This is a genomic window from Burkholderia sp. MSMB2157WGS (assembly GCF_001532755.1).
Classification (GTDB): Bacteria; Pseudomonadota; Gammaproteobacteria; order Burkholderiales; family Burkholderiaceae; genus Burkholderia.
On sequence record NZ_LPJG01000011.1, the window covers coordinates 717,837 to 732,033 of the forward strand.

At 67.8% G+C, this 14,197-nt stretch carries 16 protein-coding genes and 1 other RNA gene; 8 read left to right on the forward strand and 9 right to left on the reverse strand.

Features of this window, described 5'->3' with window-relative positions:
• Positions 1-134 precede the first annotated feature (134 nt).
• From ruvC to WT53_RS07955, 5 genes are all read left to right on the forward strand, one after another.
• Positions 135-677 carry a crossover junction endodeoxyribonuclease RuvC gene (ruvC, locus tag WT53_RS07935; RefSeq protein WP_059779212.1) on the forward strand — a complete coding sequence of 181 codons (543 nt, stop codon included), beginning with the start codon at positions 135-137 and terminating at the stop codon, positions 675-677.
• Between the two features lie 174 nt (positions 678-851).
• On the forward strand, positions 852-1,433 hold the full coding sequence (gene ruvA, locus WT53_RS07940; protein ID WP_021162490.1) for a Holliday junction branch migration protein RuvA: 582 nt from the start codon (positions 852-854) through the stop codon (positions 1,431-1,433).
• A gap of 108 nt (positions 1,434-1,541) precedes the next feature.
• Positions 1,542-2,615, forward strand: coding sequence for a Holliday junction branch migration DNA helicase RuvB (ruvB, locus tag WT53_RS07945; protein WP_060259078.1), 1,074 nt, complete (start codon positions 1,542-1,544; stop codon positions 2,613-2,615).
• A 23-nt stretch (positions 2,616-2,638) separates the two neighbouring features.
• The gene (locus tag WT53_RS07950) at positions 2,639-3,589 is read left to right on the forward strand and encodes an oxygenase MpaB family protein (RefSeq protein WP_060259081.1); all 951 of its coding nucleotides are present in this window, start codon (positions 2,639-2,641) and stop codon (positions 3,587-3,589) included.
• Positions 3,590-3,734: 145 nt separating this feature from the next.
• Complete coding sequence (locus WT53_RS07955) at positions 3,735-4,871, forward strand: ParB/Srx family N-terminal domain-containing protein (protein ID WP_082727470.1); 1,137 nt, start codon at positions 3,735-3,737, stop codon at positions 4,869-4,871.
• A gap of 59 nt (positions 4,872-4,930) precedes the next feature.
• Here the strand turns inward: WT53_RS07955 and WT53_RS07960 are convergent, their stop codons facing one another.
• From WT53_RS07960 to tyrS, 3 genes are read right to left on the reverse strand one after another with little or no spacing between them, the layout of a single operon-like run.
• On the reverse strand, positions 4,931-5,593 hold the full coding sequence (locus WT53_RS07960; RefSeq protein ID WP_034206425.1) for a histidine phosphatase family protein: 663 nt from the start codon (positions 5,591-5,593) through the stop codon (positions 4,931-4,933).
• 23 nt (positions 5,594-5,616) lie between these two features.
• Complete coding sequence (dtd, locus tag WT53_RS07965; RefSeq protein WP_034206424.1) at positions 5,617-6,075, reverse strand: D-aminoacyl-tRNA deacylase; 459 nt, start codon at positions 6,073-6,075, stop codon at positions 5,617-5,619.
• A complete protein-coding gene (tyrS, locus tag WT53_RS07970) occupies positions 6,072-7,313 on the reverse strand; it encodes a tyrosine--tRNA ligase (RefSeq protein WP_034206423.1) in 1,242 nt (413 codons plus the stop codon). The genes dtd and tyrS overlap by 4 nt, the downstream gene beginning before the upstream one ends.
• 142 nt (positions 7,314-7,455) lie before the next feature.
• On the opposite strand from tyrS, the gene WT53_RS07975 reads away from it, so the two are divergent.
• The gene (locus WT53_RS07975) at positions 7,456-8,604 is read left to right on the forward strand and encodes an anhydro-N-acetylmuramic acid kinase (RefSeq protein WP_060259084.1); all 1,149 of its coding nucleotides are present in this window, start codon (positions 7,456-7,458) and stop codon (positions 8,602-8,604) included.
• Between the two features lie 106 nt (positions 8,605-8,710).
• On the opposite strand, the gene erpA is transcribed toward WT53_RS07975, so the two are convergent.
• From erpA to rplM, 3 genes are all read right to left on the reverse strand, one after another.
• Positions 8,711-9,082, reverse strand: coding sequence for an iron-sulfur cluster insertion protein ErpA (gene erpA / locus WT53_RS07980; protein WP_006759918.1), 372 nt, complete (start codon positions 9,080-9,082; stop codon positions 8,711-8,713).
• 218 nt (positions 9,083-9,300) lie between these two features.
• Positions 9,301-9,693: a 30S ribosomal protein S9 gene (rpsI, locus tag WT53_RS07985; RefSeq protein ID WP_006476904.1), complete on the reverse strand. Its 393-nt coding sequence runs from the start codon at positions 9,691-9,693 to the stop codon at positions 9,301-9,303.
• 11 nt (positions 9,694-9,704) lie between these two features.
• The gene (gene rplM / locus WT53_RS07990) at positions 9,705-10,133 is read right to left on the reverse strand and encodes a 50S ribosomal protein L13 (protein WP_009687896.1); all 429 of its coding nucleotides are present in this window, start codon (positions 10,131-10,133) and stop codon (positions 9,705-9,707) included.
• Between the two features lie 311 nt (positions 10,134-10,444).
• Between rplM and WT53_RS07995 the strand changes: the two genes are divergently transcribed.
• On the forward strand, positions 10,445-10,750 hold the full coding sequence (locus WT53_RS07995) for a DUF1090 family protein (protein ID WP_060259087.1): 306 nt from the start codon (positions 10,445-10,447) through the stop codon (positions 10,748-10,750).
• Between the two features lie 409 nt (positions 10,751-11,159).
• A complete protein-coding gene (locus tag WT53_RS08000; protein ID WP_074801272.1) occupies positions 11,160-11,624 on the forward strand; it encodes an OsmC family protein in 465 nt (154 codons plus the stop codon).
• 68 nt (positions 11,625-11,692) lie between these two features.
• Here the strand turns inward: WT53_RS08000 and rnpB are convergent.
• The 3 genes from rnpB to pyrC all read right to left on the reverse strand — a co-directional run bounded on the left by rnpB (position 11,693) and on the right by pyrC (position 14,056).
• An RNA gene (rnpB, locus tag WT53_RS08005) (RNase P RNA component class A) lies at positions 11,693-12,104 on the reverse strand.
• A gap of 12 nt (positions 12,105-12,116) precedes the next feature.
• Positions 12,117-12,995 (reverse strand): DUF3025 domain-containing protein, encoded by an 879-nt coding sequence (locus WT53_RS08010; RefSeq protein ID WP_060259089.1) that lies wholly within the window; start codon positions 12,993-12,995, stop codon positions 12,117-12,119.
• Entirely contained in the window at positions 12,992-14,056 is a 1,065-nt protein-coding gene (gene pyrC, locus WT53_RS08015; protein ID WP_059779200.1) for a dihydroorotase, read from the reverse strand. The genes WT53_RS08010 and pyrC overlap by 4 nt, the downstream gene beginning before the upstream one ends.
• Positions 14,057-14,197 lie beyond the last annotated feature (141 nt).

The window sequence follows — 14,197 nt, forward strand, 5'->3', positions numbered from 1 at the left end:
GGCCGCTGCACGAAAACCCGGCGGCATCCCCTGCGCCGGGTTTTTTATTGCGCGGCGCCTTCGCGCCGGCCTGGGCGGCCGGCTTGCCGCACCATTCGTTGTAGTATCGCTGCATCACGCCATTCTCCTCACTCATGCGAATTCTCGGCATCGACCCCGGCCTGCGCGTCACCGGCTTCGGCGTCATCGACGTCAGCGGCCACCGGCTCGCCTATGTCACGAGCGGCGTGATCCGCACGCCGACAGCCGATCTGGCCACCCGCCTCGGCACGATCTTTCAGGGCGTCTCGACGATCGTGCGCGAACACGCGCCCGACCAGGCCGCGATCGAAAAGGTGTTCGTCAACGTGAACCCGCAGTCGACGCTGCTGCTCGGCCAGGCGCGTGGCGCCGCGATCTGCGGCCTCGTCGCGGGCGGGCTGCCGGTCGCCGAATACACCGCGCTGCAGCTCAAGCAGGCCGTGGTCGGCTACGGCCGCGCGACCAAGACGCAAATGCAGGAAATGGTCACGCGGCTGCTCAACCTGTCCGGCCAGCCGGGCTCCGACGCAGCCGACGCGCTCGGCATGGCGATCTGCCACGCACACGGCGGCAACACGCTCGGCACGCTGGGCGGCCTCGCGCCGGCGCTCGCGCAGAAAGGGCTGCGCGTGCGGCGGGGCAGGCTGGTCGGCTGACGCCGCCGCGCGCCGCCGCCCGGCACGTCGGCTCGACCGCGTTGGCGCCTTGACCGTCCTACCCGCGCCCGACATGCCCGCGACGCGCGCCGCTTCGGGCCGACGGACGCGCCCCATCGGCATTGCGCCGCGCGTGCGCTACACTCGCGCTTTCTTCCTCGCATCCCGTCCTCCATGATCGGTCGCATCGCCGGCATCCTGCTCGAAAAGAACCCACCTCATCTGCTCGTCGACTGCAACGGTGTCGGCTACGAAATCGACGTGCCGATGAGCACCTTCTACAACCTGCCGCAAACGGGCGAGCGCGTCGTGCTGCTCACGCAGCAGATCGTCCGCGAGGACGCCCACCTGCTGTACGGCTTCCTGACGCCGCAGGAACGCACGACCTTCCGCGAACTGCTGAAGATCACCGGCATCGGCGCGCGCATGGCGCTCGCCGTGCTCTCCGGCATGAGCGTGCAGGAGCTCGCGCAAGCGGTGACGATGCAGGACGCCGCCCGCCTCACGCGCCTGCCCGGCATCGGCAAGAAGACCGCCGAGCGCCTGCTGCTCGAACTGAAGGGCAAGCTCGGCGCCGACCTCGGCGCGCTCGCCGGGGCCGCATCGCCGTCCGACCACGCGACCGACATCCTCAACGCGCTGCTGGCGCTCGGCTACTCCGAGAAGGAAGGCCTTGCCGCGATCAAGAACGTGCCGGCCGGCACCGGCGTGTCCGAAGGCATCAAGCTCGCGCTGAAGGCGCTGTCGAAGGCGTAACGCGCGGTCGATCCGGCCGTCGAAGCCAGTGTCGCGCCGCCGCGCGGCGCTCGCCAGTCGGCCGTTCGGCCAGGTGGTCCGCGCGTCGTCGCGCGGTACAATGGCCGCATGATTGAAACCGACAAACTCGCCACCGAGCAGCGGATCATCGCCGCCACGCCTGCCTCGTCGCACGAGGAGGTGTTCGAACGCGCGCTGCGGCCGCGCCAGCTCGACGACTACGTCGGCCAGGAAAAGGTGCGCGGCCAGCTCGAGATCTTCATCGAAGCCGCGAAGCGCCGCTCCGAGCCGCTCGATCACGTGCTGCTGTTCGGGCCGCCGGGGCTCGGCAAGACGACGCTCGCGCACATCATTGCGCGCGAGATGGGCGTGAACCTGCGCCAGACGTCGGGCCCCGTGCTCGAGCGCGCAGGCGATCTCGCCGCGCTGCTGACGAACCTCGAGGCGAACGACGTGCTGTTCATCGACGAGATCCACCGGCTGTCGCCGGTCGTCGAGGAAATCCTGTATCCGGCGCTCGAGGATTACCAGATCGACATCATGATCGGCGAAGGGCCGGCGGCGCGCAGCGTGAAGCTCGACCTGCAGCCGTTCACGCTGGTCGGCGCGACCACCCGCGCGGGGATGTTGACCAACCCGCTGCGCGATCGTTTCGGGATCGTCGCGCGCCTCGAGTTCTACGACGCCGATCAACTGTCGCGCATCGTGCGGCGCTCGGCGTCGCTGCTGAATGCGCAGATCGATCCGAACGGCGCGCTGGAAATCGCGAAGCGCGCGCGCGGCACGCCGCGGATCGCGAACCGTCTGCTGCGCCGCGTGCGCGACTTCGCGGAAGTGAAGGCCGACGGCCAGATCACCGCGGCCGTTGCCGATGCCGCGCTCGCGATGCTCGACGTCGACCCGGTCGGCTTCGACCTGATGGACCGCAAGCTGCTCGAAGCGATCCTGTACAAGTTCGACGGCGGCCCGGTCGGCATCGACAACCTCGCGGCGGCGATCGGCGAGGAGCGCGACACGATCGAGGACGTGCTCGAACCGTACCTGATCCAGCAGGGCTTCCTGCAGCGTACGCCGCGCGGCCGCGTCGCGACGCTGCTCACGTATCGCCACTTCGGGCTGTCGGTACCCGATGCGCGCCGCATCACCGAGCACGACGGGTGGGATACCCCCGACGGGAAGTAATCCGTCGCCGCGCCGCACCCGCCATGACGACGCCGCCCAGCCGCCACCCCACCGCACCCGTGCCGGGCCCGCGCTGGGCCGAGCCGATCCGCCAGTGGCTCGTGGCCGGTATCACGCACCTGACGGCCGGCGGCGGCCCGTCGATCGATCTCTCGTCACCGCCTGGCGACCCGGGGCTGTTCGGCCCCGACGCCGTCTGCTGGCGCGTGCATGCCGATTTCACGTCGATGATGACGGGCGGCATCGCCGCGCTGCTGCTGCAGGCGCTCCACCCGCTCGCGCTCGCGGGCGTCTGGGATCATTCGTCGTTCCGCACCGACATCTTCGGCCGCTTGCGGCGCACCGCCACGTTCATCACGGGCACGACGTTCGGCAGCCGCGCGGACGCGCTCACGCTGATCGATCGCGTGAAAACGATCCACACGCGCATATCAGGTACCGCGCCCGACGGCCGGCCGTACCGCGCCGACGATCCGGCGTTGCTCACCTGGGTGCACGTCGCGGAAGTGTCGAGCTTCCTCGCCGCACATCTGCGTTACGTGAATCCCGCGCTGCCGGGCGAACTGCAGGACCGCTATTACGCGGAGACGGCGCTGATCGCCGAGCTGCTCGGCGCCCGTGAGATTCCGCGTTCGCGCGCCGAGGTGGCCGCTTATCTCGCGCGCATGCTGCCCGAACTCGAAGCCGGGCCGCGTACCTTCGAAGTCATGTCCATCCTGCTGAATGTGCCGGTCGCGAAGCCCACGCTGCGGCCTGCCGCGTCGCTGGTGATGCACGCCGGGATCGACCTGTTGCCGCCGTGGGCGCAGCGCATGCTCGGCGTGTCGACCTTCGCGCCGTTACGGCGCGCGGTGGTCCGACCCGGCATACGCGCCATCGCGCCCGTGCTGCGCTGGGCGCTCGTGAACGGCGCGTCGAAGCGTGCGCGCCGCCGCGCGATGGCCACTCCGCCCGACGGCGCCCCGCCTGCCTGACGATCCGCTTGTTCGTATCATTTCAATTTGCTGTCAAATTGCAGTGGCAAACTGACCGGCCTGCACCCGCGCACGGTCGCACGTCCTGCTCGTCACGCGCGACCGTGACCCGCGCGGTGTCCCCCGCCCACCCGACCGACGCCCGATGCCCGCGATGCCACGCCTGCCGATCCGTTTCGCCCTTGCCGCCAGCCTGTCCACCGTCTTCGCGCTCGCCGCGTGCGGCGGCGACGATGTCGCCGCCGTCGCGCGCACGGACGCGCAACCGCCGTCCGGCGGCACGACGACGACGCCGGCGCCCACGCCGCCCGCCACCACCACGCCGCAGCCGGGCAAATGGAAGGCTGCCCGCGTCGGCGACCTGATCGACGTCACGCTCGGCGACCTCCATCCGACGCAGGGTGCGATCGGCTACGACCAGATCTACTACAAGCTCGGCCGCTACGAACTCCACCCCGACAAGAAATTCGACGACTTCTGCGCGGACGAAGGCCTCGGCGGCGTCGCAGCGAGCGGCTACACGGCCAAATCGTCGCTGCGCGATCCGGCGAGCTACACGTGCGCGACGACCGACGCGAACGCCCGCGACCGCTCGGTGCTGAACCCCGTCGTGATCGGCCCCAACGGCGATACGCTGTACCTGACCGACGGTCATCACGGGCTGTCGACCTATTACGAAACGCCCGACGGCGGCCCAACGCTGCACGTGCACGTCGTCGTCAAGGACAACCTCGGCGACTATTCGGGCGACGCGTTCTGGCAGCAGATGCAGAGCCGCGGCTATCTACGCCTGAAGAACGGCGAAGGCCAGCCGATCACGACCGCGCAACTGCCGACCGGCCTCGGCCTGACGCTCGGGATGACGAACGACCGCTACCGCTCGCTCGTCTATTTCACGCGCGACATCGGCTACGGCAAACCCGCACAAGCGACCGACTACCTCGAGTTCTACTGGGCCGACTGGCTGCGCGCGCAGCCGGGCACGTTCGCGTTGGCCGGCTACGACCTGACGCGGCTGGGCACGACCGATCCCGATCCGGCGAAGGCCGACACGGGCTACCTGAATGCGGTCTGGAATGCGTCGACGCGGATGGTCGCGGCCACGGACCCCGTGATCGACGGCAAGACGGGCGCCGACCTCGGGCGCGCCGATGCGATCAACGGCGGGAAGAAATACGGCAAGGGGGAATTCGACAAGCTGCGCCAGCCGATCACGGCCGACAAACCCGGCAAGATCGCGTACGCGCTCGACTACAAGACGCGCCACGGGCTGCCGCAATAAGCGTCACGCGCAAGGCAACGAAACCCCGAGGCCGGCCATGCCGGACGGGGTTGGCGTACTCAGAGCACCTTGCGGTATCCGTCGTCGTCGCTCGCGGCGTCGAGATGCGACACATCGGCCCATCGCACGACCTGCGCACGGCCGTCCACGTAATCGACGACGTTGATGCTGGTGTTGAGCAGCTGATAATTACGCGGCGCCGACAACTCGATCCCGTTCGCGAAGCGATACACGCAATCGAGCACGCCGCCGTGCGCGACGCATGCGATCCGGCCGCCCGGATGCGCGGCGACGATCGGTTCGAGCGCATGCAGCACGCGGTGATAGAACTGGCGCTGCGACTCGCCGCCTTCCGGCGCGAAGCCCGGATCGCGCGTCTGCCAGGCCGCGTACGCGTCCGGAAACAGCGCTTCGATCTCGGTGCTGTCGTGCCCCTGGAATGCGCCGTACGAACGCTCGCGCAACCCTTCGCGCAGCAGCAGCGGCAGCCCGAGCACATCGGCGAACGGTTGCGCGGTCTGTTGCGCGCGCATCAGGTCGCTCGAATACACCGCGTCGATCCGCGCGCCGTCGCGCGCCTCGCGCCCGAGCCGGGCCGCCAGCCGCTGCGCCTGCGCGAGCCCCGTGTCGGCCAGCGGAATGTCGATATGCCCCTGGATGCGCTTGATGCGGTTCCAGGCCGTCTCGCCATGGCGGATGAAAAGAATCTGCGTGGTGGCCATCGCGGCGCGCCTCCGGGGAAGAATCAGGGCCGCACTTGCAGCCAGAACGTCACGGGGCCGTCGTTGACGAGCGACACCTGCATGTCGGCGCCGAACTCGCCCGTCTCGACGACGGGATGGCGCGCCCGCGCGGCCGCGACGAAATAGTCGAACAGCCGCGCGCCTTCGTCGGGCGGCGCGGCCGGCGTGAAGCTCGGACGCAGCCCGCTGTTGGTATCGGCCGCGAGCGTGAACTGCGACACGAGCAGCAGGCCGCCTGCACGGCCTGCGCCGTCGATGTTCGACACCGGCAGGTTCATCTTGCCGGCCGCGTCGCTGAACACGCGATAGCCGAGCAGCTTCGCGAGCAGCTTGTCGGCCGCGGCCTCGGTATCGCCGCGCTCCGCGCAGACGAGCGCGAGCAGGCCCGCGCCGATCTCGCCCGTCGTGCGCTCGCCGACGCGCACGTCGGCGCGCTTCACGCGCTGGATCAGCGCGATCATGCGGTCAGCGTGACGCGCGCGAAGCGGCGCTTGCCGACCTGCACGACGAACTCGCCGGCCTCGACCTTCAGGCCCTTGTCCGACACGGTCGCGCCGTCGATCTTCACGCCGCCCTGCTCGATGTTGCGCAGCGCTTCGCTCGTCGACGGCACGAGGCCGGCCTGCTTCAGCAACTGACCGATCGCCAGCGGCGCGCCGGCCAGCGTGACCGACGGAATGTCGTCCGGCACGCCGCCCTTCGCGCGGTGGTTGAAATCCTCGAGCGCGCGCTCGGCGTCGGCCTGCGAATGAAAGCGCGCGACGATTTCCTGCGCGAGCAGCACCTTGAAGTCGCGCGGGTTGCGGCCGCCTTCGGCGTCGCGCTTGAAGCCGGCGATTTCTTCGATGCTGCGGAACGACAGCAGTTCGAAGTAACGCCACATCAGCGTGTCCGAAATGCTCATCAGCTTGCCGAACATGTCGGTCGGCTTCTCGCTGATACCGACGTAGTTGCCCTTCGACTTCGACATCTTCTCGACGCCGTCGAGCCCTTCGAGCAGCGGCATCGTCAGGATGCACTGCTGTTCCTGGCCGTACTGCTTCTGCAGCTCGCGGCCGACCAGCAGGTTGAATTTCTGGTCGGTGCCGCCGAGCTCGAGATCGGCGTTCAGCGCGACCGAATCGTAGCCCTGCATCAGCGGGTACAGGAATTCGTGGATCGAGATCGGCACGCCGCCCTGGAAGCGCTTCGTGAAATCCTCGCGCTCGAGGATCCGCGCGACCGTGTAGCGCGACGCGAGCTTGATCATCCCGTCCGCGCCGAGCGGCATCGACCATTCGCTGTTGTAGCGGATCTCGGTCTTGTCGCGATCGAGCACGAGCGCGGCCTGCTCGAAGTAGGTCTTCGCGTTCGCTTCGATCTGCTCGCGCGTGAGCGGCGGGCGCGTCGCGTTGCGGCCCGACGGATCGCCGATCAGCGACGTGAAATCGCCGATCAGGAAGATCACCGTGTGGCCGAGGTCCTGCAGCTGGCGCATCTTGTTCAGCACGACCGTATGGCCGATGTGGATGTCGGGCGCGGTCGGGTCGAGGCCGAGCTTGATGCGCAGCGGCGTGCCCGTGGCTGCGCTGCGCGCGAGCTTCTGCGCGAACTCTTCCTCGATCAGCAGCTCGTCGACGCCGCGCTTCGTGACGGCGAGCGCATGCCGGACTTCGTCGGTGATCGGGAAAACGGGCTTGGAACTGGGTTCGGTGCTCATCGGTGCCGGGAAGAATGTCGCAAAAACAGGGATTTTCCCATAACTTGCGCGCGCATCGCTTAACGACGCGTCACGTTGCGCGGATAATCGGGCGCAAGGCGCGCGGCACCGGCCCGCGCCGCACGATCCAGGAGAACCCAACGTGCCGCAACGACCGCCGCAGAATGCCCATCCGGCAGACGGCATCTACTTCGGGCTGATGTCGGGAACCAGCATGGACGGCGTCGACGGCGTCGCCGTGCGTTTCGAGGCCGGCCGCGCGCCGGCCGTGCTCGCGGAAGCGTTCGTCGGCTTCGCGCCATCGCTGCGCGACGCGCTGTTCGCGCTGCAGCAGCCCGGCGACAACGAGATCGACCGCGAATCGCTCGCGGCGAATGCGCTCGTCACGCGCTATGCGGTGTGCTGCCATGAATTGCAGCGTACGGCCGGGCTGTCGCGCGACGAGATCCGCGCGATCGGCGTGCACGGCCAGACGGTGCGCCATCGCCCCGAGCGCGGCTATACGCGCCAGCTCAACAATCCGGCGCTGCTCGCCGAGCTGACCCAGATCGACGTGATCGCCGATTTCCGCAGCCGCGACGTGGCCGCGGGCGGCCACGGCGCGCCGCTCGCACCCGCCTTCCATGCGACGGTGTTCGGCGCGCCGGGCGAAACGCGCGTCGTCTGCAATCTCGGCGGGATCAGCAACATCACGATCCTGCCGGCCGCGGGCGGCGACGTGCGCGGCTTCGACTGCGGGCCCGCGAACGCGCTGATCGACGCGTGGGCGACCCGCCATCTGGGCAAGCCGTACGACGACGGCGGGGAGTTCGCCGCACGCGGCAGCGTCCGCGCGCCGCTGCTGGACGCGTTGCTCGACGAACCGTATTTCACCGCGCCACCGCCGAAAAGCACCGGACGCGACCTGTTCAATCCCGCCTGGCTCGATGCGAAGCTCGCCGCGTTCCCGCAGGTTGCGCCGGAGGATGTGCAGGCGACGCTCACCGCGCTCACCGCGGTATCGGTGGCGCGCGAGATCGCGCAGCACGCGCCGGGCTGCAAGGCCGTCTTCGTATGCGGCGGCGGCGCACGCAATCCGGTGCTGCTCGACGCGCTCCGGCACGCGCTGCGCGAGGCCGGCGTGCCGGCCACCGTCGATACGACGGCCGCGCTCGGCGTACCGCCGCAGCAGGTCGAAGCGCTCGCGTTCGCGTGGCTCGCGTACCGCTTCACCGCGCGTCAGCCCGGCAATCTCGCGAGCGTGACGGGTGCCGCCGGCGAGCGCGTACTCGGTGCGCTCTATCCGCGCTGAAGCGATATCCGCTGCGCGGCGGGTGCTGCAAGGCGAGCGCGCATGAAAAACGGGGCATCAAGCCCCGTTTTTCATGCCGGCGAACCGGCGCGGATCCGGCGTTCGCTCAGACCGAGAATGACGAACCGCACCCGCAGGTGGTGGTTGCGTTCGGATTCTTGATCACGAACTGCGCGCCGTTGAGGTCGTCCTTGTAGTCGATCTCGGCGCCGACCAGGTACTGGTAGCTCATCGAGTCGATCAGGAGCTGGACGCCGTTCTTGTTCATCACGGTGTCGTCCTCGTTGACTTCCTCGTCGAACGTGAAGCCATACTGGAAGCCGGAGCAGCCGCCACCCTGCACGAACACGCGCAGCTTCAGGTCGGGATTGCCCTCTTCGTCGATCAATTGCTTGACCTTGTCGGCCGCGGCGTCGGTGAAGACGAACGGCAGCGGCATATCGGTCGTCGTTGCTGCGGATTCGGTAACAGCGTTCATTCGAACTCTCCAAAAAGCTTTAGCCGCTATTGTAGGGCCGATCAGAAGATCGTGCTGAAGTCCATGAAATCAACAGGTTCTTGTCGATTTCATCAAGGGCGCCCACGCGTGCGGGCGCCGCAGCAAGCCCGGAAGCGGGCATAAAAAAACCGCCAGCGCGAAAGCTGGCGGTTTTTCCGGCGGACGCCGCCCGAAAGCGGCGAGGCCATGAAGCGAAATTAACGCTTCGAGAACTGCTTTGCGCGGCGAGCCTTGCGCAGACCGACCTTCTTACGCTCGACTTCACGCGCATCGCGCGTGACGAAGCCTGCGCTCGACAGCGACGGCTTCAGCGTCGCATCGTAGTCGATCAGGGCACGGGTGATGCCGTGGCGCACTGCACCTGCCTGACCCGTTTCGCCGCCGCCGTTGACGTTCACCTTGATGTCGAACGTCTGGCCGTGGTTCGTGAGTTCCAGCGGCTGACGCACGATCATCAGCGACGTTTCGCGCGAGAAGTAGTCAGCGATGGGCTTGCCGTTGACGATGATGTCGCCCTTGCCAGCCTTGATGAAGACACGTGCGACTGCGCTCTTGCGGCGGCCCGTGCCGTAGTTCCAGTTACCGATCATGTGGGCTCCCCTTAGATCTCGAGCGCCTTCGGCTGTTGAGCCGAATGCGGATGCGTCGCTTCTGCGTAGACCTTCAGCTTCTTGATCATCGCGTAGCCGAGCGGGCCCTTCGGCAGCATGCCCTTGACCGCCTTCTCGAGCGCGCGGCCCGGGAAGCGTTCCTGCATCTTGCCGAACGTCGTTTCATAGATACCGCCCGGGTAGCCCGAGTGACGGTAGTACTTCTTGTCCAGCGTCTTGTTGCCCGTGACCTTCAACTTGCTCGCGTTGATGATGATGATGAAATCACCGGTGTCGACGTGCGGGGTGAACTCAGGCTTGTGCTTGCCGCGCAGACGGCGTGCCACTTCGCTGGCAACACGGCCGAGAACCTTATCCGTCGCGTCAATCACGTACCATTCGCGCGTCACCTCATGGGCTTTTGCGGAAAACGTCTTCATGATCGATCCAAAAAAAATGCTTTGCCCGATGTGTTCTTCCTGCTTGTCTGTGTGCGCTTCGAGGCGCGGTGCAGGCTCTCCCTGTTCTTTTTCCGTGGGCATGAATGCGGAAAAGCCCTGAATTATAAAGGAAATACGGCTGCGTAGTCAAAGAGATTCCACGTCCCGTGTTCGGAACGGCCGAAATGAGCCAAAATTCGATCGTGCCCCGACCAGCCAGGCGAACCGAGCGCCTGGGGAGGCACCCATCGACGCGGGGCACCTGACCTTGCCGCGCCCGACCGGCCGAACCCGAAAAACAACAAATCAGCATGATGAAACAACAACTTACGCCTTTCCTCGCGGCCGCCCTGCTGGCCGCCGCGGCGCCCGCCGTCGCCGCCCGCTCCGGCTGCGAAGCCAAGCTCGACGCACTCGATGCGCGCATCGCCGAAGCCCGGACCGCGCATGCCGAAGACCGCATCGCGCGCCTGCGCGCGGTGCGCGAACGCGTGCGCCACTTCTGCGCGCGCGGCCACGGCCACGCGTCGGCCGCCCACGCGCCGACGCCCGATGCCGGCGCGCGCGGCACGTCGCCCGACGCGACCTCGCAGCCGGCGGCGCGACAGCCCGCGTGACGCGGCGGCGCGTGCAAGCCGCGCGCCGATGTTTGCATGGGACGAAAAAAAGCCCGAACGGATGGTTCGGGCTTAATCCACCTTAGGAGGAGGGTGGAGGAGACATTCGGAGGTTGCCGCAGCGCGACAACCAATGAGGTTCATTATACGAATGGCCTACGGACTTCACAAGAAAATTTGCATGGCGAAATTACATCCCACGATATGGGATTGCGGCCGGCAAACTCACACACTAAAATTGTCGTTTTAAATCAAATACCTAATCGCACCAGACACGACCTGAAACCGTCCCCGCCTAGAGCAAAACCCCTAAATCCAGCAGGGAAATCGCCGCTCGTCACCCCGTTCGCCCGGCGCCGGCGTTGCGCGTCGTGCAGCGCATCAGCCGACCGTTGCGCCGCGGGCTACAATGCCGGATCGAATCCGAATCAGGCAACGCTGGAGTGCAAGCATGGAATGCAAAGTAAGCTGGATGGGCCAGGACGGCATGGCGTTTTCCGCCGAGACCGGCAGCGGGCACCTCGTCACGATGGACGGCGCGCCCGAAGGCGGCGGCCACAACCTCGCGCCGCGTCCGATGGAAATGGTGCTGCTCGGCACCGGCGGCTGCACGGCCTATGACGTCGTGCTGATCCTGAAGAAAAGCCGCCAGGAAGTGAGCGGCTGCTCGGTCACGCTGAAGGCCGAGCGCGCGAGCGAAGATCCGAAGGTGTTCACGAAAGTGCACTTCCACTTCACGGTCACCGGCCGCAACCTGAACCCGGCCACGGTCGAGCGCGCGATCAACCTGTCGCACGACAAGTACTGCTCCGCGTCGATCATGATCGCGAAAACGGCCGAACTCACGCATTCGTTCGACATCGTCGCCGCCTGAGCGCACGGCGAACGCACGAAAAAAGGGCCGGCGCTCCGCACGGAGACGCCGGCCCTTTCGCATTCGAACGGCAAAGCAGGCCGATAAGCCGGATTCTGTGCACGCCGCGCGCCGAAGCGCGCAACGCGTGGCAGCCATTCCTCTAGGCGCGCCATTGCTGACGCGCTCAAGCTTCCTACCCGCAGACGAGACGGGGGCCCCGTCCTGCATCCGAAAATGCGCGCCTGCCTACTTGGAATTGCTCCGGGTGGAGGTTACCGTGCCGGCGAACGTCGCCGTCGCCGCGGTGCGCTCTTACCGCACCGTTTCACCCTTACCTGATCCCGGCTTGCGCCGGGCCATCGGCGGTTTGCTTTCTGTTGCCCTGTTCCGCGTGTCGCCACGGATGGCCGTTAGCCATCACCCTGCCCTGTGGAGTCCGGACTTTCCTCGCCCCCGCGCGCCCGAAGGCGGCGAGGCCGCGACTGCCTGGCCTGCTTTGCGACGCGCATTCTAGCACTGCGCGCCGCCGTCGGCAGCGCGCGAGCGGCGGCCGCTGCGAAACACGGCCGGATCGTCGTAGAACGCGGCGTCGGCGTTCGCGGCGCACCAGCCCGGCACGCCGAGCACCGGCAGCGGCGCGAAATCGCGGGGCGTCAGCGCGCGCGTCGCGATTTCGGCGGCGATGCGCGCGTCGACATGCGCGCGCCGTTGCGCGTCGGACCATGAAAAATAGTCGGCGCTCACTTCCACGATCCACGTGTGCGCGGTGCAGGATTTGTACGGTACGACGAGCTGTTCGAGCAGCGCATGGCCGACCAGCCGCGCTTCGCAGCGCGTCCCCCACGCATCGCGCTCGGCCACCAGCAGCCGCGGCCAGTCGAAGCCGCGCAGCGCGTCGGCGAGCGCGCGGTCGGCCGTGACGAACAGCGCCGCATTCTCGTCGAACAACGTCAGTGCATCGCGCAACGCGCCGCGCACGGGGCCGACCCCGCCCGCCGCATCGATCGCGGCGGCCTGACGCGCATTCAGCGCGGCTTTGGCGCGCGGGTACGCGAACCAGACGAGCGCATTGAAGAAGTCGTGGAGATTCTGGCGGGTCGGCACGCGGCCGGTGGCCGCGATATGGGTCTCGTACGCGACGCCGGGCGGCAGCTCGGCCTGCGGCACGAACCGCAGCGGCCGGCCACGTCCGGTGACGCGATCGCCGCCGTGCAACGCGCCGTTCAACGCATCGAGCAGCGCGGCCTCGTCCGCGCGGGCAGCCGCCTGCCACGCGCGACCCGGCTCCGCGTAGGGCGCGAGCCACGGCGCGGACCAGTCGATCCGCGCGAATTCCGCCGCCGCGAGACCGGCCGCAGAGCCGGATTCGCGCGGCGGCGCGCCGGTCACGCGAGTTTCCAGCCGATCGTCTCGCCGCCGCGCAGCGGCACGACCGGCGTATCGCCCGCGAAGATCTCGCGCGGCAGCTCCCACGCCTCGCGACGCAGCGTGACCGTCTCGGCGCTGCGCGGCAGCCCGTAGAAATCCGCGCCGAAGAAGCTCGCGAACCCTTCCAGCTTGTCGAGCGCGCCGGCCGTGTCGAATGCTTCCGCGTACAGTTCGAGCGCGTGCAGCGCCGTGTAGCAGCCCGCGCAGCCGCACGCGGTTTCCTTCGCGCCGCGCGCATGCGGCGCGCTGTCGGTGCCGAGGAAGAAGCGCGGGTTGCCCGACGTCGCGGCCTCGACCAGCGCCACGCGATGCGTCTCGCGCTTCAGCACCGGCAAGCAGTAGTAATGCGGGCGAATCCCGCCGACGAACAATGCGTTGCGGTTGTACAGCAGGTGATGCGCGGTGATCGTCGCGCCGAGCAAACCGGGCGCCGCGTCGGCATCGCGCACGTAGTCGGCCGCGTCCTTCGTCGTGATGTGCTCGAACACGACCTTCAGGCCCGGGAAATCGCGGCGCAGCGGCGTCATCACGCGATCGATGAACACCTTCTCGCGATCGAACAGGTCGATCGACGCATCGGTCACCTCGCCGTGCACGAGCAGCGGCATGCCGGTGTCCTGCATCGCCTCGAGTGTCTTCGCGCATTTCGCGAGATCGGTGACGCCGTGGTCGGAGTTCGTCGTCGCGCCCGCCGGATACAGCTTCACGCCGTGCACGAAGCCGCTCTCGCGCGCGCGGCGGATTTCGTCGGGCGGCGTGTTGTCGGTCAGGTACAGCGTCATCAGCGGTTCGAACGTCATCCCGGCCGGCAGCGCGGCGAGGATGCGCTCGCGATAGGCCTGCGCCTGCGCGGTGGTCGTGACCGGCGGCTTCAGGTTCGGCATGACGATGGCGCGGCCGAACTGGCGGGCGGTGTGCGGCAGCACGGCGGCGAGCATGTCGCCGTCTCGCAGGTGCAGATGCCAGTCGTCGGGACGGGCGAGCGAAAGCGTCGCCGGGGAAGAAGCGTTCGAGGCAGTCATAGGAGGCGTCGTGAGGAACGGGCTTGCCATCGGCGGGGCCGGAACGCGCGTGCGCGGGCCGACTGACGGCAAACCGCAACACGGGGCCTTTGACCAGCGGAATCCGCTTTTTACCGCTCAGGGCTCGGTGATATGCTAGAA

What these genes read in the sequence shown, in the direction of transcription:
- ruvC (WP_059779212.1), top strand. Translation starts at nt 135, where the DNA reads ATGCGAATTCTCGGCATCGACCCCGGCCTGCGCGTCACCGGCTTCGGC.
- ruvA (WP_021162490.1), top strand. Translation starts at nt 852, where the DNA reads ATGATCGGTCGCATCGCCGGCATCCTGCTCGAAAAGAACCCACCTCAT.
- ruvB (WP_060259078.1), top strand. Translation starts at nt 1,542, where the DNA reads ATGATTGAAACCGACAAACTCGCCACCGAGCAGCGGATCATCGCCGCC.
- WT53_RS07950 (WP_060259081.1), top strand. Translation starts at nt 2,639, where the DNA reads ATGACGACGCCGCCCAGCCGCCACCCCACCGCACCCGTGCCGGGCCCG.
- WT53_RS07955 (WP_082727470.1), top strand. Translation starts at nt 3,735, where the DNA reads ATGCCCGCGATGCCACGCCTGCCGATCCGTTTCGCCCTTGCCGCCAGC.
- WT53_RS07960 (WP_034206425.1), bottom strand. Translation starts at nt 5,593, where the DNA reads ATGGCCACCACGCAGATTCTTTTCATCCGCCATGGCGAGACGGCCTGG.
- dtd (WP_034206424.1), bottom strand. Translation starts at nt 6,075, where the DNA reads ATGATCGCGCTGATCCAGCGCGTGAAGCGCGCCGACGTGCGCGTCGGC.
- tyrS (WP_034206423.1), bottom strand. Translation starts at nt 7,313, where the DNA reads ATGAGCACCGAACCCAGTTCCAAGCCCGTTTTCCCGATCACCGACGAA.
- erpA (WP_006759918.1), bottom strand. Translation starts at nt 9,082, where the DNA reads ATGAACGCTGTTACCGAATCCGCAGCAACGACGACCGATATGCCGCTG.
- rpsI (WP_006476904.1), bottom strand. Translation starts at nt 9,693, where the DNA reads ATGATCGGTAACTGGAACTACGGCACGGGCCGCCGCAAGAGCGCAGTC.
- rplM (WP_009687896.1), bottom strand. Translation starts at nt 10,133, where the DNA reads ATGAAGACGTTTTCCGCAAAAGCCCATGAGGTGACGCGCGAATGGTAC.
- WT53_RS07995 (WP_060259087.1), top strand. Translation starts at nt 10,445, where the DNA reads ATGATGAAACAACAACTTACGCCTTTCCTCGCGGCCGCCCTGCTGGCC.
- WT53_RS08000 (WP_074801272.1), top strand. Translation starts at nt 11,160, where the DNA reads ATGCCGGATCGAATCCGAATCAGGCAACGCTGGAGTGCAAGCATGGAA.
- pyrC (WP_059779200.1), bottom strand. Translation starts at nt 14,056, where the DNA reads ATGACTGCCTCGAACGCTTCTTCCCCGGCGACGCTTTCGCTCGCCCGT.